Source organism: Gordoniibacillus kamchatkensis (assembly GCF_000829455.1).
GTDB lineage: Bacteria > Bacillota > Bacilli > Paenibacillales > NBRC-103111 > Gordoniibacillus > Gordoniibacillus kamchatkensis.
The window spans coordinates 48,597-65,953 of the sequence record NZ_JXAK01000009.1 but is presented as its reverse complement, the minus strand read 5'-3'; the positions used below and the strand labels follow the sequence as shown (position 1 = coordinate 65,953).

Genomic DNA, 17,357 nt, shown 5'->3' with positions numbered 1-17,357 from the left:
TAACCCTGCTTCCTTCAGCTTTTGTTTTCCTTCGAGATTGCGCTCTATGACACAGATGACGTCCTCGACGATCGCCCCCTGCGAACGCGCAAACCGATAAGGAAATGCCCTGCTTGCTGACACCTCGAATGTTTTCCCCGCTGCGAACTTACGTAACCAACCATCTCTGCCGTCCCTGAAGCAGCCTCCGCTATTGCTTGGGAAATCGCAGAGAGCGCCAATCTTCGCGCCCGCCTCCGGTCAGTTCTCGACACTTTCGCCGTCCAAGCTACGTAAATCGCCCCTCAGCGTCGGCCACATCGCTTCAACCGTCAACTCCATATTGCTCCTGCCGTCCAACGCCTGCCTGAACATGCCTCCGCTGCGAAAATAATCGGCATGACCGCCGACGATAGGCAGCGGCACACGCCGGTGCGGCGCCTGCTTGTCGCGGTTCCAGCGGGGCACGCCGAGCTTCGGCGGCCACTGCGGCACCCGCCGTCCGGCGCTTTTGCCGGCACGCAGTTCTGCGCCCGCTCGTTCCCAACCTCCCCATGAACCGAGGCGGCAAATCGGATCCTTTGCCCGGCCGTCCCGGCCTACCGCGTACAAATAAGCCGTGCGGCCGCGCAGCGGCTCCGGCACGGCGCAGCGCGGCGAGCCGACCTGCACGATGCGGCAATCGGGGGCATCCGGCAAAGCAAGCAGCGCTTCCGCCGCATGCACGGCGGCAACGCCGCCTCCGCTATGGCCGACGAGCCACAGCGTTCCGCGCAGCGCGCCATCCGCTGCAAGCCGCTCCAGCACATGAGCGCCCCCGCGCGAGCCGCTTCTTTTGCCGACTGCCAGCCGCATATCGCGGCGAATGTCGCGCAGCTGAGCCCAAATGCTGCGGTCCCATGCGCCATAAGGGTGCAGCAGCGCCGAGCGGATCCGCTCCGAGCCGGTCTCGGCGCGAAACCGCCGTACCAGCTCGTCGCGCAGCTCTTCCATGAAATCCGGCGAAGTGGCGATGCCGGCAATGACATAGAGGGAGACGGCGCTCTCGCCGTCAAGGCCGGTACGTGTCGGCATCGTGAATGCGCTCCATATCTTTCGGATGATTGTCCCGGAATACATGAACGAGCAGCGGCGGATCGACGATGTCGAGCGTGGCCGCCGCGAGCTTTTGATTCATCGTTACCGCAGCCTTGCCGCTGCCGATAAGCCGCAGCGCGAAATCGTCCGCCGCATGCTCGGCTTGCCTTGACACCGCATTCGCAAAAGGCAGCGTAACGAATGAGAGCACCGACACGAGCAGCAGCAGCACGGGCACGACCGCCATATCGCCGAGTCGCTCGATGCCCCAAACCTTTTTCCACCGGGCATGCGCCCATACGAGCAGACGTCCGCCGATCCAGAGCAGCGCAAACGACGAACCTACTGCTCCGGCAGTGCTCCATTCAAGGTGATGCCTGGCATAATGCCCGATCTCGTGAGCCATAACTTGCAGCACCTCGTCCCGGTTCAGCTTGCGCAGCGTTGTGTCCCACAGCACGATGCGCAGCGTCGGCCCGATGCCGGTGACGTAGGCGTTCAATGCGTTCGTTTTGCCGGCCATATGCACTTCGTACACCCGGTCCGCGGGTACGCCGGCACGCGCGGCCAGCTCCAGGATGTCGCGCTCCAGCGCCGGATCCTCGAGCCGGCTGAACTTGTCGATGAGCGGGTCGATCACGACCGGCTGCACGACCATCAAAAACAGCGTAAACGGCACGGACAAGAGCCACAGCTTGAGCCACCAGCGGCCGCCACTCTGCAGCAGCCACACTGCCGCCGCCGCTGCGGCAACCGTCGCCAGGCCGTTTACGCCGAAGGCGACCGCCTTGTCCCGCAGCCAGCCCCAGAACGGCTGCGTCGTAATGCCGTAGCCGCGCGACAGCAAATAAGCTGCAATCCGCCACGGCAACCCGGCGACGAACACGACGAAAGCGATTGAAAGCACATAGAGAGGGAATCTCCATACCGCTGCCGGCACCTTAGCTCTCAGCCACCTTGCAAAGCTGGCGGCAGCGCCGCTGAATAGCAGGACGACGTATACGCCCCACTCCCACGGATAGCCGATAAAGAACAGCCAATTGCGCCACGCGGAGTAAATCTCGCTATCGGCCAGCTGCCGCGTGTTCATAAAGGTGCGCGGATCGGCGGCCGTGCCCTGCACGCCCTCAGGAACGTTATTCGCTTTCGTTGCGATAACGTATACGGCGATGGCAACGGCGTAAAGCAAAAGACCCAAGCTATAGTACCGAATAAAGCGACGGCCGCTCGTGTTCATTCTCTCGAACTCCTCTTTGTCGCAAAGATAACCGGCTTACGCCGTCCTTATGCACGACCGCGTTTAACGATGAAATGTATTCATCGGTATGAAGCTCAGCGATATAAACGCTAATATTTGCAGCAAAAAATCCCGCCTAAGGCGGGATTACGCACCATTGCATGTCCATCCTTTGCTTTTATCTTACACCGGAACGCCGGCTTCTACAACGCAGGCCGCAGGAAGCGCCGAGCGCAATTGCCGCTAGCCCGCCTTCACCGGCGGCACTTGCGGCAGACGGAGCCGAAGCTCGCGCAACATGTCGGCTGTCATGGCGCCAAGATCGTACTGCGGGCGGAACCCCCACTCTTCTTCCGCAGCGGATACGTCAAGCGCATCGGGCCAGCTCTCGGCGATGGCTTGCCGCACCGGATCGACGCAGTAATCGAGCCGGAAGTCGGGCAGCTGCTTGCGGATGGCGGCGCCGATCATTCCCGGCTCTATGCTCATTGCGCTCACATTGTAGGCGTTGCGGTGCGCCAGCTTCGCCGGATCGGCCTCCATGAGCCGGACAATCGACTCGAGCGCATCCGGCATATACATCATATCCATATACGTGCCTTCGGCAATATAACTCGTATAGCTCCCGGACGATACCGCCTGGCGATACATGTCTACTGCGTAATCGGTCGTCCCCCCGCCGGGAGCGGCCGCATACGAGATCAGTCCGGGCAAACGAAGGCCGCGCGTATCGACGCCGTATTTGAGGTAGTAATAGTCGCATAGCAGCTCGCCCGATACTTTGCTGATGCCGTATAAAGTGCTGGGGCGCTGCGGCGCATCCTGCGGTGTGCCCAGCTTCGGGACGCCGGCGCCGAACGCGGCGATCGAGCTCGGCGTAAAGACGCTGCAGCCGAGCTGCCGCGCCGTCTCCAAAGCGTTCAGCAAACCGCCCATATTGAGCTGCCAAGCGAAAAGCGGCTTCGCTTCGGCCGTCGCCGACAGCAGCGCTGCCAAATGAATGATCGTATCGGCGCGGTGCTTTTGCACCACCTCGTAAAATGCTTCGCCGTCCATGACGTCCAGCGCCGCATACGGTCCCGCCTCTTCGGCGTCCGGAGCCGCCTTGACATCGGTCGCGATAACCTGCTCCGCCCCATACCGTTCCCGTAAATAAGGCACAAGCTCGGTCCCGATTTGCCCAAGCGCGCCGGTTACGACTATCGTCCTCATAAAGCGTCAGCCTCCTTTTAGATGACCCCAAGCTTGCGCCCGATCCGTTCGTAAGCGGACAGCGCTTCATCGAGCATCGATTCCGTATGAGCCGCCGTAGGCATATTGCGGATGCGTCCTGCGCCTTTCGGCACGGTCGGAAATACGATGCCCTTCGCATAAACGCCTGCTTCGTACAACTCGCGGCTGAACGTCTGCGTGAGCGACTCGTCGCCGATCATGACCGGCGTAATCGGCGTTTCGCTGCGCCCGATGTCGAAGCCGAGCGCCTTGAGCCCGCGTTTCAAGTAGTCCGCTCGCGCCCACATCGCCGCTTGCAGCTCTTCGCTCGAGCTGAGAATATCGATCGCGGCGATGCACGAAGCGACCGGCCCCGGCGGCTGCGCCGTGGAAAACAAAAACGGGCGGCTGCGCACTTTGAGCCAATCGATCAGCAGTTTGGATCCCGCCACATAGCCGCCGACGACCCCGATCGCTTTGGACAGCGTGCCGATCTGCAAATCGATCCGTTCCGACAATCCGAAATGCTTGACCGTTCCCGCTCCGCCGCCAAGCACTCCGGAGCCGTGCGCGTCATCGACGTACGTAATGAGCTCGAATTCGTCGGCAATAGCGGCAATATCCGGAAGCTTCGCGATATCGCCGTCCATGGAGAAGACGCCGTCGGTGATGACCATGATTTTGGCGTATTTTCCCGACGCTCTCGCCTCCATCGCTTTCGCTCGCAAATCGTCCATATCGCTGTGCCGGTAACGAATGATCGTTGCCCTCGACAGACGGCATCCGTCAATGATCGAAGCGTGGTTCAGCTCATCTGACAAAATCGCATCGCCGCCGTCCACAACAGCCGATATCGCCGCCATATTGCAATTGAAGCCTGACTGATAAGCGATGGCGCTCTCCGTATGCTTGAATGCCGCCAGCTTTCGTTCCAGCTCCGCATGGAGCTCCAGCGTACCGTTGATTGTCCGGACAGCGCCCGCCCCCGCGCCATACTGGCGCGTCGCCGCAATCGCCGCGTCGATGAGCCGGGAGTCGGTGGCAAGCCCCAAGTAATTGTTGGAAGACAAATTCACAAATGTCCGGCCCGAAATGCGAATCGTCGGACCGTTCGCCCCCTGCAAAGGATCGATCTCGTTATAAAGCCCGTTGCTGCGCAAACCGTCCAGCTGATCTTGCAACCACTTTTGCAGCATTATGCCGGCCATGCACCTTCGCCTCCTTAGTCTCTGTACAACGAACAATTGTACATTATGAGTATACATATTTAATATCATTAAAACCTTGTATAACAATATTTTCTCTAAATTTAAAATACCATATATCACCTCGAATGTACACACCCAGTGGACTAAAAATTGTAGAATCGTTCCGAAAATCGACAATATAGCGGCAATGCGATTGCAAAAAAGCATTGGAACGTTCGCGCTCAATCGGCAGCAACCGGCAAAAACTTTCTCGCGGCAAAAATGAATCGCCATTCCTTCGGTTTAAGCAACACAACGCCTTAAAGCGGAAAAAAGCCGCAGGCTCACATAGCCCGCGGCTTCCGATCCGCTTCCTGTTTCCCCTTAATTCGTCAAACGATCAACTGATCGTCGTCGCAAACGAAACAGTACCTTCGCTATTCGTGTATCGCATCCCACAGCTTGCTTGACATATGACCCGTACCGGATCCCATGCCCGCTGCCGCATCCGCCCTCGCCCGGCGCGCCTCCAGCTTTAGCCGTTCATTTTCGGCAAGCAGCGCCGCATAGTCGGCTGCCAGCTCCTCATAAGCGTCCACAAGCTGCACCAGCTCGTCTTTCTCATACCCCGCGTCCGCAAACAGTTGACGCAAAGCTGCGCGCCATTGTACCGGCCCCATCGTCGCCGCCATCGTACGTCGCCCCCCAACTACACATAATAATTATTATGTAAAAAGACATTCGTCGCTTCCAGTCATTCACCGAACACAATTCGCATCGCAGGCTTAACCGCGCCGTTCGCTTCGGCCGGATACCCGAGCGCTCCGTTCACAAAACGGCACCCGTGCCGCGCATAGTCGCTCCGCCGGTGCACATGGCCATAACACCATACTTTGCCTGCGGCATCTGCATAATACGGTTTCCCGTCAAAAAAATAACAGCTCGTCTCCGGCTCAAGCTCTCGTCCTTCCGGCACGACGCTCCAATCGGGCGCCACATGCGTCACGATAACGTCCGCTTGGCCGACGACGCTTCGCAGCTTCCGCTTCTGCTCGCGCACGAGCTCCTCCAGCCAGCCTGGCGCCGAGCCGAGGACGAACCTGGCGTCGTTGGAACGGCGCATCCAATGCTCGTAAAGTTGCCGATAATGGCGATTCAGCACTTGGATGCCGTATTGAAAGTCGTACCACATCGAGCAGCCGCCGTAAGTAACGCCGTCCACCTTGACGCAGTCGCCGTCGAGCAGGCTGACGTTCGGAATGCGTTCCAGCAGCTTTTTCATTTCCGCCACCCGCAGCTCGGAGCGCAGCCGGTAGGCGCTGCGCTGCGCCGCCGTCTGCACGTAATAGTCGTGGTTGCCGAGCACGACGACGATATGGCTGTATACTTCAGCCAGCCGGCGCACGAAGCGGGCGTTTTGTTTGTTGTCGTGGCCGAGATCGCCGGCGATGACCAGCACGTCCGACGGAGCCGCGGGTACGATGGCGGCCAGCATACGCTGAAGCTTATGCGCCGAGGAAAACGGATTCCATGTCGGCCGTATCCAGAAATCGAGATGAAGATCGGATATAAGATCGAAGCTCGGCACGAAAAAACGCCGCCCCCTCTCTTGACTTTGCGCAGTTCGATACGTCCAGATTACCACGGATTCCGGTTTCACGGGTAGAGGGCTTGTTCGCGTTACGCGCTCATATCCGCTCCCGTCCCCGGCTGCGGCGCCCGCTCCTTGCGTCGCATGGACGGCAATGCCGCTGCCAAAAACCACGCCCAGCCGAGCAGCAGGCTGATGCCGGTGAGGGCGAACGGCAGCCCTGTGTTTTTCGCCTCCAGCACAGCCCCGCCCGCGTATGCGGCGAGCGCGCTGCCCACGCTGCGGAAAACGGTGCGCATCCCGGCGAAGCGGTTGCGCTCCGATTCGTCTATGGCCGACATCGTCTCGCTGTCGATCATATTAGTTAATAGCGTGAAGCATCCCCCGCGCAGCAGCAGCACCGCGGAAAATGCGGCCGCGCCGATCGGAGCCGCCAATGCGAACACAAGCAGGGCGTTGACGGCGAACGCGTAGGCAAAAGCTTTGCGCATGCCGAAACGGTCGATCACAAGCGGCATGAGCAGCGAGCCGAAAAACAGCGCTACGCCGACTCCGCTTAGCAGCAGCGATACTTGCTCGTCCGCCCAGCCAAAACGGTATTGGACGATCACATTCAAATAAGGATTCGCCATGTTAAAAGTAAATCCGATTAAGAAAATGGAAACCGACAGCTTGAGCAGACGAGAGAACGAGCCGGTACGTCCGGCAGCGATCGCGAGGCTCTGCGTAAGGACGACTTTCTCCTCCTCCGGCTGCGGTCTCATGTCGCTCGCACCAGGCAGCAGCACTCCGCGCAAAAACGCACCTAGCGCAATAAAAACCGCACCGGCGTAAAACGTATACTGGTACACGGACGATGCGCCGCCGAGCCATTTCGGCAAGTAGCCGCCAAGCAGAGTGCCGATGCCGGTAAACAGCGTAAATACGGCAAACAGCAGCGCATAAGCCTGCGTCTCTTGCCGCTTGTCCGGGCAATATTGGAACAACAGCTGAATTTCCGACGTGACCAGGAACGTTAATCCCGCCGACCAGCCAAGCTGCGCGACGAGCATGCCCCATTTTCCGTGTCCGAGCCCGAAACCGGCGTAAGCTAAAGCCATGAGCGCCAATCCAAAGACGAGCATCCGCTTCCGTCCGAACTTCGAGACCAGGTAGCCCGACGGGAAGCTGACAAGCCCCATCGTAAGCGTTCCTGCCGAGGTGATTTCGCCGATATCTTGCGGATCGAGGCCGATAGCAAGCAGGTGCAAATTCAAAATCATATTCAGCATCCCTATGCCGATGCCAAGCGTCGTTTCGGTGGCTACGAAGCGGATGACACCGGAAGGAAGCTGCGCCAAATGGCGTATGTAGCTGTACATCGTCGCGTGACGCCCCCTTTCTGCATGCTTTATCCGGCGGTCAATTGAAAAAACGTCACCCCTCATCCTACTCCGGCGGCCTCGTTTTGGCAAGATGCGACGGCATGACGGCGGCGGAAATTTTTTCTATAATGGAAGGAGAACCTTTTTCTCCCTATGTCTCGTCCATAATTTACGAAACCAGGTGGTGCAGTCATGAAACCGATTGATAAAGATTTGCTCGCTGAAAAGCTTGACGCATTCGCCGGCCGCACCTCGTTCGCGCACCTCGAGGTGACGCCCGGCGGGTTCGCCCGCAACGTTGTCGTTCAGATCGAGAATACTCATGTGCACGGCTCAGGTCCGTACCGGGTTGCGCTGCGGCTTAAGGGCAATGGCTGGATACGCATCGAAGGGCTGACGCACATGACGGTCGACGAAGCGGGCCGCCTGCTGATCGCCGGCCATGATTCCGACGGCAAGCTGACAACCGGCTTGGAGCTTTCCAAGGAGGCTTTCGCATGACGATACAGGTCCGCAACAAAAAAGAGCCTCTGCGCCTGACGCTCGTGCTCGCGCATCCGGACGACGAATCGTTCATTTGCGGCGGAACGATTGCCAAATATGCCGCGCTCGGAGCCGACATTTCCCTCGTTTGCGCGACGAAGGGCGAGATGGGCCGCAGGATGGGCAACCCTCCGTTCGTGAACCGCGAAACGATGCCGGCGCTGCGCGAAGCCGAGCTGCGTGAGGCGTGCCGTCTGCTCGGCATCGGCGATCTCCGCTTTCTCGGCATTCGCGACAAACTGGTCGAATGCGAACCGGTCAGCCAGCTTGTGGAGACGATCAAAACCGAGCTGCGCTTCCGCAAGCCGCACGTCGTGCTGACGTTTCACGAGCGCATCGGCGGGCATCCCGACCACTGCGCCATCGGCCTGGCGACAACGCGCGCCTGCGCCGAGCTGAAGAGGGAACTGCCGCAGCTGCGGCTCTATTTCATCTCGTTCGGGGAAGCGATGAAGCGGCCGGAGAAATACGGCTTTCGCAAAGAGCAAATTACCCGCATCGACATTACCGACCAGCGCCGCAGCAAAATGCTCTCGTTTCGCGCCCACCGTTCGCAAACCGAGCTCGACAAGTCGCTCTGGGGACCGGACGACCGCGTCGTGCGCGAATTCGGCACGAACGAATATTTCATCCAGGCCGATGCCCCGTACCGGCCTGGCGAAACCGATCTGTTTGCACATGTAAAATAAAATAATTTGCAAAAATGCGGTGGAATTCCTATCCAGCCCGGGCAAAACGTTCTATAATAGAAAGTATCTTTATCTACTGTAGGTGAATGCGTTTTGAACGATTCGATCAAGCCTTCTTCGCAGCGGCGCGAACACGGCTATGCCGCTTTATTCGAGCTTCATCCGCATGCGGTATTCGAGCTGAATACCAGCGGCATATGCTTGCAGGCAAACCGCGCGGCGCAGGAACTGACTGGATATAACCGCGACGACATCGAAGGCCGCTCCCTCTTTGCGGCGCTTGACGAAGAAGCGCGAGACAGCTTCGCGGAAGCGCTGCTGACCGCCTCCGGCGGGGCCTCCGTCCAGCTCGAAGCGGCGATGACGCGCCGCTGCGGCCGCATCGTAGAGCTGCACGTTACGCTGATGCCGGCGCATGATGCGCCCGGCTGCGGCGTCTTTGCCATCGCCCAGGACGTGACGGAACGCCGCAACAACGAACGGACCATTCATCATATGGCCTATCACGACTACTTGACGGAGCTGCCGAACCGGCGGCTGTTTCAGCAGCGGCTGGCGTCGCTTCTGGACGATATTCGCGCGGGGCGGCACGCGGCGGCCACGCCGGACACCCTGGCCGTGCTGCTGATCGATCTCGACGGTTTCAAAACCGTGAACGATACGCTCGGCCACGCCATCGGCGACGAAACGATCCGCTACGCGGCCAAACGGCTGAAACGGTGCATCCGCGAAGAAGATTTGGCAGCGCGCATCGGCGGCGACGAATTCGTCGTCATCTTGTGCAACCTGCACACAACACAGCAAGCCGCGGAAATCGCCGAACGGATCACCCGCGAGCTGTCCAAGCCTTTTCACGTGCACGGCCATTCCGCTTCGTTGTCGGCCAGCGTCGGCATCGCCTTGTATCCGAGCGACGGGCAAGACGCCGATTCGCTGCTCCGAACCGCGGACGCCGCGATGTACAGAGTGAAGGAGCGCGGCAAAAACAATTTCGCGTTCGCCGTCGGCCGCTATGAGCCGATCGCCTCGAGCAGCTTGCTCGGGATGCGCGAGGCGCTCGCGAAGGAACATTTTTTTCTGCACTACGAGCCGCTCGTCGATGCCGCGTCGAATCGTCCGATCGGATTTGAAGCGATGCCCCGCTGGCGTCCGGAGGACGGAAGGCTGCTGCTGCCCGACCAGTTCATGCCGCTCGCCGAGGCGAACGGCTTCAGCGACGAGCTGAGCGATTGGATGCTCCATGCCGCATGCAATCAGCTGCTTCGCTGGCAGCACGACTGGGGCTTGCCGCTGCGGCTCGGCATCAATATGTCGCTGCGGCAGCTGTGCCGGGACGATTGCAGCGAGCGCATTTTGTCCGTGTTGCACCAGCTTAGGTTCTCCCCTGCTCTGCTGTCTGTCGAAATTTGCGAGAGTGAGCTGGTCAGCGAGTCGGAATGGGCGGACAAACCGCTGCAAACGCTTACGAATGCCGGAGTGGAGCTGACCATCGACGATTTCGGCTCCGGCTTTTCTTCGCTGCGCTATTTACGTCAGCTGGCGGCACATACGATCAAGCTGGACCGTTCGCTGACTCGCCACCTTTCCGGCGAAATGGAGAAGGCCATAGTCTCAGCCCTCGTTCATCTGGCCGATAAGCTTGCCCTTACTCTCATTGTTAAAGGAGTAGAGACGAAAGAGCAGCGGGATGCGCTGGCCGCGCTCGGCTGCCGCTTTATGCAAGGAGCTCTCTTCGGCATGCCGCAGCCGGCTGACCGTTTTCCGGATGCGGAATGGGCCCTCGCCAACAAGCAAGCCCGTTCGCAGCTCGGATGAGCGGTCCCGTTCTGATTGTGTAACAACGAAAACTCCCGCATCCTTGCCTAGGCGTTAAGCTGGAGGTACAGCGGTGAGCGATAGCCGGACGCCTCACAATCAGCTTAACGCCTAAGCGTTAAACTGGAAGTTCATCGGTGAGCGTTATGCCGGACGTCTCACAGCCAGCTTATTGCCTCGCGGCTTGGCGGCGGGAGTTTTATCGTTTCGTCGTTATGACGGCCACGGCTTCGCCCGGTTCGTCGGCGTTGCCTGTAGCGGGTCGTCCGGCCAATAGTGCTTCGGATAGCGTCCTTTCAAGTCTTTCTTTACGTCAAAATACGTCGTCCGCCAAAACGACGCCAGGTCGCGCGTTACCTGCACCGGACGTTGCGCCGGAGACAGCAGGTGCAGCGTTAGCGGCACCCGGCCGCCGGCGATGCGCGGCGTCTCCGTCCAGCCGAACACTTCCTGCAGCCGTACGGCGAGCACGGGCTGTTCGGGGTCACCGTAATCGACCGGAAGGCGGGAGCCGCTCGGCACCGTTATGTGCGTCGGCGCTTCCCGCTCGAGCCGGGCGCGCTGCTCCCACGTAAGTGCTGCTTCAAGAACCGACGGCAAGTTCAGCCGCTGCAGATCGTTTTTATTGCGCATGCCGTCCGTATGTGGCCCAAGCCAATCCGGCAGCGCCGCGAGCAGCGCTTCATCCGACATATCCGGCCAAGCCGGGTCGAAACGGTGCAGAAAGGCGATCCGTTCCCGCAGCTGTACGGCGGCTTTCGACCAAGGCAAAATGGCGAGGCCTTCGGCGGCGATACCGGCCAAGAGCGCTTCCCGGATTTTTTCAGCTGGCGGCTTGTCCCAGACGGTTTCCTTCAGCGTCCACACTCCGAGGCGAACGCGGCGGCGGGCTTGCACCGCCTGCTTGCCTGAATCCCATAACACTTCGAACGATTCCGTCAAACTGTCCGCCATCACGTCTTCGAACTCCGCCTGCTCGATAGGCGCCGCCAGCAAAATGCGGCTCTCGACGCCTTGATCGTCGAGCTCGGCGGCAACGAGGTAAGGCGCTTGGGCGAGCGGCTGCCCTTCCGGCAGCGCCGCGCCGCGTCCGCCGCTCAGCGTAAACTTGCCGCGCCGCGCGCTTGCCCGATCCGGTCCGGGTAAGCGAGCGCGAGCACCGCCCCGCACCGCTCGGCGGCGGGGCTCGGCGCGGTGGCGACGCCAAGCTGGCGGCGCCATGCGGCCGCCTCTGCGGCGATGCGGCTCGCCGCTGCGGGATCGACTCCGGCGGCTGCCCCGCCGCCGGCCGCATGCGCGCGCAGCGCCTCGACGCGCAGGCGCATGTCAGCGCCTGAGCGCCCGGCGCGCCGCGCAGCACGTCGCGCTCGCCGAGCAAGGCGGCGAGCTCGCAGGCGAGGGCGCCGAGCCCGAGCGCCTCCGCGCGCAGCAGCATGTGCGCGAGCCGCGGCGCGGCGCCGAGCTCGGCCATGCGGCGGCCGTGGGCGGTGATCGCCCCGGCCGCGTCGAGCGCGCCGAGCAGGGCGAGCAGCTCGCGCGCTTGCTCGTACGCCGCCTGCGGCGGCGGCGTCACCCAAGCGAGCTCGGCCGGATCCGCCGTGCCCCAGGCGGCGAGTTCCAGCGCGAGCGAGCTCAGATCGGCCTCCAGTATTTCCGGCTTGCTGTGCGCCGGCAGCAGGCGCTCCTGCTCTTCACTCCACATCCGGTAGCAGACGCCTGGACCGAGGCGCCCCGCCCGCCCGCGCCGCTGGTCGGCCGAGGCGAGCGAGACGGGAACCGTCTCGAGCCGCGTCATCCCGGTGCGCGGCGAGAAGCGCGAGACGCGCATGAGGCCACAGTCCACGACGATGCGGACGCCTTCGACGGTAAGGCTCGTTTCGGCGATCGAAGTCGCCAGCACGACTTTGCGCGCACCGTCATCTGCCGGCTGCAGCGCCCGGTCCTGGGCGTCGTGCGGCATAGCGCCGTATAGCGCGGCCAGCCGTACTCGCTGCGCATCGGCATTTCCGGCAAGCGCCGCGGCGAGCAGCGCTTCGGTGCGGCGAATTTCACCGGCCCCCGGCAGAAATGCCAGCACATCTCCCTCCCGCTCGTCGCGCAGCGCCTGCAAGATCAGTGCGGCCACCCCCTCCTCGATGCGCCGCCCGCCGGCTTGGAACGGCCGGTAGCGGGTTTGCACCGGGTACATCCGCCCCGCGCTGCGCAGCACCGGCGCTCCGCCAAACAGCTCTGCCACGGCCTCCGCTTCGAGCGTCGCCGACATGACGAGCAGGCGCAGCTCATCGCGCAGCAGCTCCTGCGCCTGTAGGCTGAGCGCAAGTCCGAGATCGGCGTGTAAGCTCCGTTCATGAAATTCGTCGAAAATGACGAGGCCGATCCCCTCCAGCGAAGGATCGCTTTGCAGCATCCGCGTCAAAACCCCCTCCGTCACGACCTCGATGCGCGTCGCCGGGCCGACCCGCGTATCGCCGCGCACGCGGTACCCGACCGTCTCGCCGGGCTTCTGGCCGAGACTGCGCGCCATGAAAGCCGCAGCTGTGCGCGCGGCAAGCCGCCGCGGCTCGAGCATGACGATCCGTTGTCCTGCGAGCCACGGCTCGTGGAGCAAGCTCAGCGGCACGCGCGTCGTCTTGCCCGCTCCCGGCTCGGCGACAAGAACGGCATGCCGGGAGCGGCTCAGAGCGCTGCGCAGATCGGGAATGATGTCGTCGATCGGCATGGTAACCGCCATCCGCTTCTCTCTCCTCTTCAGTCCTCTGTCTTTTTTTGCTACAATGAGTGGCAATGAACTTGTACGATAATTGTTACTAAGGAGGCTGCCAATGCCATGAAACGCGGCCGCTTCGCCCCTACGCCGTCCGGACAGCTTCATCTCGGCAACGCCCGCACCGCGCTGCTCGCCTGGCTTGACATGCGCAGCCAAGGCGGTCAAATGGTGCTGCGCATGGAAGACATTGACAAGCCGCGCTCCCGCCCGGAGCTCGCCGCCCAGATCATGGACGATTTGCGCTGGCTCGGGCTCGACTGGGACGAAGGCCCGGATGTCGCCGGACCGTATGTGCCCTATGTGCAAAGCGGGCGCGAGGAGCTGTACGAGGATGCTTTTGCGCGGCTGCTCGCCGATGGCCGCTTGTATCCTTGCTATTGCAGCCGGGCCGAGCTGCTGAGCATGGCCAGCGCACCGCACGGCATCGCCTCGGAAGGTCCCGTTTACCCCGGGACGTGCCGCAGCCTCTCGGCAGCCGAACGAGAGCGGCGCGCAGCGGCCAAAAAGCCGTCGTACCGCTTCGCCATGCCGGCCCACGGCTTCCATTACAACGACGCCGTTTGCGGCCGGCAATACGCTCCTCCCGGCGCCGGCGGCGATTTCGTCGTCAGGCGCGCCGACGGCATCATCGGCTACCAGCTCGCCGTCGTCGTCGACGATGCCGCCATGGGCATCACCGACGTGCTGCGCGGGCACGACCTGCTCGACTCGACGCCGCGCCAGCTGGCGTTGTACGAAGCGCTCGGCTTGCCCGCACCGCGCTTCGCACACGTCCCGCTCGTGCTCGCTGCGGACGGCGAGCGGCTTGCCAAGCGCCACGGCAGCGCGTTCAGCCTTGCCGCGCTCCGTGCCGCCGGCACCGCTCCGGAGCGCGTCGTCGGCGCTCTTGCGTTTTTATGCGGCCTTATCGACAAACTGCAGCCGGTACCGGCGCGCGAACTTACCGCCGGTTTCACGCTCGCGCTCGTACCGCGCGAACCTGTCCGGCTCACCAATGAGATCGCCCGATTCCTCATCTCGTGACCCGCTAACAAAAGCTTCTCTAAGCAAGCCTATTTCGATGAGAAGAGACCGTGCGGTCTAGCGGTAGCCTTTCATGCTGTGCAGCATAATTATCATTGCGCTTTATCGTTTAACGAACTTAACCATTTTGAAGCGCTAAGAAAAAAACTCCCGTCCCCGGGAGTTTTTCCATACAGCGGCGTAAGCCTGCCGCCAAACGCTGCGGCCCGCTTCACCCCGCTCCGGGCATGCTGCCTACTCGCAGCTTGACGGCTGCGGAGCCGTGCCGGCTTCAACGTTGATGTTGTCCGCCACCTGATCGCGGATGACACCGATGACGAGCTGCAGCAAATAGTTGATGTCGTGCTGCGTCTGCTTGAATTCGCTCACGACCGGGATCGAGTCGAGCTCGTCCTGGAGCGCATCGATCTCCGCCTCGATTTTCTTCACCATGTCCGGGTTTTTGAACGTATGCTCGAACGCCACAATTTCTTTCTGTTTTTTCTTGATAGCGCTAATTAATCCTTGTACGCGCTCGTTATCCGCGATCAGCTTCTCCGCTTTCTTGAACATCTCTACCTCGGTCGAGGTTGAGATCAGGTTGGCCAGCTCCTTAGCCTTGGCCAACACGTCTTCGCGCACGATCATTTCCGTGTTCGTAAACGTCTCGATAACGCCGTACTCCGCAAATTTGCGGCGCAATTCTTCTTTCTCCGCCATGACCACCACTCCTCTATGTTCGCGCAGCGTTTTGTTAGACCGACAGCTGCAGCGGCTCCTCTACCAGCTCGCCTTTCAGCGTCCACGTCTGCGCGTCCGTAACGCGCACGTACGCCATCCGCCCTTCCAGGCTTTTCGGCCCGGCGAAATGGACCAGCTTGTTCGTCCGCGTCCGTCCTGCCAGCACGTTCGCATTCGTCTTGCTTTCGCCTTCGACGAGCACTTCGACGACTTGGCCGCGCAGCTTCAAGTTCGCGGCGAGGCTCGATTCCATCAGCGCCTCGTTCAGCCGCTGCAGCCGCTGCTTCTTCACCTCTGCCGGCACGTTGTCTTCCATTGCGGCTGCCGGCGTGCCGTCCCGCGGCGAATAGATGAACGTGAACGCGTTGTCGTAGCCGACCTCGCGCACGAGCGACAGCGTCTCCTCGAACTGCTCGTCGGTTTCGTTCGGGAAGCCGACGATAATGTCCGTCGTCAGCACCGCGTTCGGAATGGCCGCCTTAATTTTGCGCACCAGCTCCAAATATTGTTCGCGGGAGTATTTGCGGCTCATCAGCTTCAGCACTTCCGTCGATCCCGACTGCACCGGCAAATGGATGTGCTCGACGAGGTTGCCGCCTTTGGCGAGCACTTCGATCAAACGGTCGTCAAAATCTCTCGGGTGCGACGTCGTGAACCGCACGCGCGGAATATCGATTTTGCGGATGTCGTCCATCAAGTCTCCGAACGTATAGTCGATATCCTCGAAATCTTTGCCGTAGGCGTTGACGTTTTGGCCGAGCAGCGTCACTTCCTGCACGCCTTGCCGCGCCAGCTCGCGCACTTCCGCCAGCACGTCCTGCGGACGGCGGCTGCGCTCTTTGCCGCGCGTATACGGCACGATGCAGTACGTGCAAAACTTGTCGCAGCCGTACATAATGTTGACCCATGCTTTCATCCCGGCGCGCTTGCGCGGCAAGTTTTCGATGATGTCGCCTTCTTTGGACCATACTTCGACGACCATTTCTTTGCCGAACGCCGCGTCGCGCAGCAGCTGCGGCAGCCGGTGAATGTTATGCGTGCCGAAAATGAGATCGACGAACGCATGCTTTTGCATGATCCGGTTCACGACCGCTTCCTCTTGCGACATGCAGCCGCATACGCCGAGCACCAAATTCGGGTTGTGCGTTTTCAGCGGCTTGAGGTGCCCGAGCTCGCCGAACACTTTGTCCTCGGCGTTCTCGCGGATGGCGCACGTGTTGAGCAGAATGACATCGGCTTCCGTCTTTTCTTCCGTTTCCGTATAGCCCATCTGCTCGAGCAGCCCTTTGATCGTCTCCGTGTCGTTCTCGTTCATTTGGCAGCCGTACGTGCGGATCAAGTACTTCTTCCCTGCGCCGAACTGCTGCAGCTCTTGCGGAATCGCAAAATCGTAATGAACGGCGACTTCTTCCTTGCCGCGCTTCTTCGCGTCTTTGAGCGACGGTGGTTGAAAATATATCGAATAATCCTTGTCGGATTTTGTCTGCTTCGTCATGTTTGTCACTCCCTTTGACTCTAATCTCATAACTTCGATTATAGCATGAGAGTTAGGCCATATACAAAGGAATGACTCAATCCAATATTTCCGCCGTATCCCCCGTCTTGACGCCCGCCGCGTTGCCTTCGTCCGTATCGATGTGCATATCGAGGGCGTATTGATCCGACACCCTGGCAATCACATCCTCGAAAACGAGCGGCCGTTCGCCGCTCAGCCGCACGCGCAGCCGCTGCTTGTCCTTGATTCCCCATTTGGCCGCATCATCCGTATGAAAATGAATATGCCGCGCCGCGACGATAACGCCTTCCTGCAGCTCGATCTCGCCTGCCGGTCCGATCACCTTCAGCCCGGGCGTGCCGGCAATGTTGCCTGACTCTCGCACCGGCGGATTGACGCCGAGATGGAACGCGTCGGTCCGGGAAATTTCAATCTGCGTCTTGCCCCGCGCCGGGCCGAGAATGCGCACTTTGTCGAACTGCCCTTTCGGGCCTGCGATCGCGACCTGCTCCTCGGCGGCGAATTGGCCCGGCTGCGACAACGGCTTCAGCTGCTTCAGCTCATAGCCCGGCCCGAACAACAGTCCGATATGCTCCGGCGAAAGATGAATATGACGAGCGGATATGCCGACCGGAACTTGCTTCATATGTAATCATCC

14 protein-coding genes and 1 pseudogene are annotated in these 17,357 nt (G+C 60.9%); 4 read left to right on the top strand and 11 right to left on the bottom strand.

The window, feature by feature from the left end:
- Positions 1-240: 240 nt before the first annotated feature.
- The 7 genes from SD70_RS32915 to SD70_RS07135 form a co-directional block, all read right to left on the bottom strand.
- Positions 241-1,053 (bottom strand): hypothetical protein, encoded by an 813-nt coding sequence (locus tag SD70_RS32915; protein WP_052487136.1) that lies wholly within the window; start codon positions 1,051-1,053, stop codon positions 241-243.
- Positions 1,031-2,293, bottom strand: coding sequence for a M48 family metallopeptidase (locus tag SD70_RS07160; RefSeq protein WP_041046933.1), 1,263 nt, complete (start codon positions 2,291-2,293; stop codon positions 1,031-1,033). The genes SD70_RS32915 and SD70_RS07160 overlap by 23 nt, the downstream gene beginning before the upstream one ends.
- 243 nt (positions 2,294-2,536) lie before the next feature.
- A complete protein-coding gene (locus SD70_RS07155) occupies positions 2,537-3,505 on the bottom strand; it encodes an NAD-dependent epimerase/dehydratase family protein (protein WP_041046932.1) in 969 nt (322 codons plus the stop codon).
- A 17-nt stretch (positions 3,506-3,522) separates the two neighbouring features.
- Positions 3,523-4,713, bottom strand: coding sequence for a glycine C-acetyltransferase (locus tag SD70_RS07150; RefSeq protein ID WP_041046931.1), 1,191 nt, complete (start codon positions 4,711-4,713; stop codon positions 3,523-3,525).
- A gap of 416 nt (positions 4,714-5,129) precedes the next feature.
- Complete coding sequence (locus SD70_RS07145; protein ID WP_041046930.1) at positions 5,130-5,384, bottom strand: hypothetical protein; 255 nt, start codon at positions 5,382-5,384, stop codon at positions 5,130-5,132.
- 62 nt (positions 5,385-5,446) lie between these two features.
- Complete coding sequence (locus SD70_RS07140; RefSeq protein ID WP_041046929.1) at positions 5,447-6,280, bottom strand: metallophosphoesterase; 834 nt, start codon at positions 6,278-6,280, stop codon at positions 5,447-5,449.
- Positions 6,281-6,372: 92 nt separating this feature from the next.
- Positions 6,373-7,644 carry an MFS transporter gene (locus SD70_RS07135; protein ID WP_052487135.1) on the bottom strand — a complete coding sequence of 424 codons (1,272 nt, stop codon included), beginning with the start codon at positions 7,642-7,644 and terminating at the stop codon, positions 6,373-6,375.
- Positions 7,645-7,839: 195 nt separating this feature from the next.
- Between SD70_RS07135 and SD70_RS07130 the strand changes: the two genes are divergently transcribed.
- The 3 genes from SD70_RS07130 to SD70_RS07120 all read left to right on the top strand — a co-directional run bounded on the left by SD70_RS07130 (position 7,840) and on the right by SD70_RS07120 (position 10,694).
- Positions 7,840-8,148: a DUF1806 family protein gene (locus SD70_RS07130; protein WP_041046928.1), complete on the top strand. Its 309-nt coding sequence runs from the start codon at positions 7,840-7,842 to the stop codon at positions 8,146-8,148.
- A complete protein-coding gene (locus SD70_RS07125) occupies positions 8,145-8,879 on the top strand; it encodes a PIG-L family deacetylase (protein ID WP_052487134.1) in 735 nt (244 codons plus the stop codon). Before SD70_RS07130 ends, SD70_RS07125 begins: the two co-directional genes overlap by 4 nt.
- A gap of 93 nt (positions 8,880-8,972) precedes the next feature.
- The gene (locus tag SD70_RS07120; RefSeq protein WP_052487133.1) at positions 8,973-10,694 is read left to right on the top strand and encodes a putative bifunctional diguanylate cyclase/phosphodiesterase; all 1,722 of its coding nucleotides are present in this window, start codon (positions 8,973-8,975) and stop codon (positions 10,692-10,694) included.
- 213 nt (positions 10,695-10,907) lie between these two features.
- Here SD70_RS07120 and hrpB read toward each other — a convergent pair.
- Positions 10,908-13,425 (bottom strand): annotated as a pseudogene (gene hrpB, locus SD70_RS07115) (ATP-dependent helicase HrpB).
- Between the two features lie 96 nt (positions 13,426-13,521).
- On the opposite strand from hrpB, the gene gluQRS reads away from it, so the two are divergent.
- Positions 13,522-14,484, top strand: a complete 963-nt coding sequence (gene gluQRS / locus SD70_RS07110) for a tRNA glutamyl-Q(34) synthetase GluQRS (protein WP_041046927.1) — start codon at positions 13,522-13,524, stop codon at positions 14,482-14,484.
- Between the two features lie 234 nt (positions 14,485-14,718).
- Here the strand turns inward: gluQRS and SD70_RS07105 are convergent, their stop codons facing one another.
- From SD70_RS07105 to pduL, 3 genes are all read right to left on the bottom strand, one after another.
- Positions 14,719-15,183: a RicAFT regulatory complex protein RicA family protein gene (locus tag SD70_RS07105; protein WP_041046926.1), complete on the bottom strand. Its 465-nt coding sequence runs from the start codon at positions 15,181-15,183 to the stop codon at positions 14,719-14,721.
- A gap of 34 nt (positions 15,184-15,217) precedes the next feature.
- Positions 15,218-16,699, bottom strand: coding sequence for a tRNA (N6-isopentenyl adenosine(37)-C2)-methylthiotransferase MiaB (gene miaB / locus SD70_RS07100; protein ID WP_041046925.1), 1,482 nt, complete (start codon positions 16,697-16,699; stop codon positions 15,218-15,220).
- Positions 16,700-16,775: 76 nt separating this feature from the next.
- Entirely contained in the window at positions 16,776-17,345 is a 570-nt protein-coding gene (gene pduL / locus SD70_RS07095; RefSeq protein ID WP_041046924.1) for a phosphate propanoyltransferase, read from the bottom strand.
- Positions 17,346-17,357 lie beyond the last annotated feature (12 nt).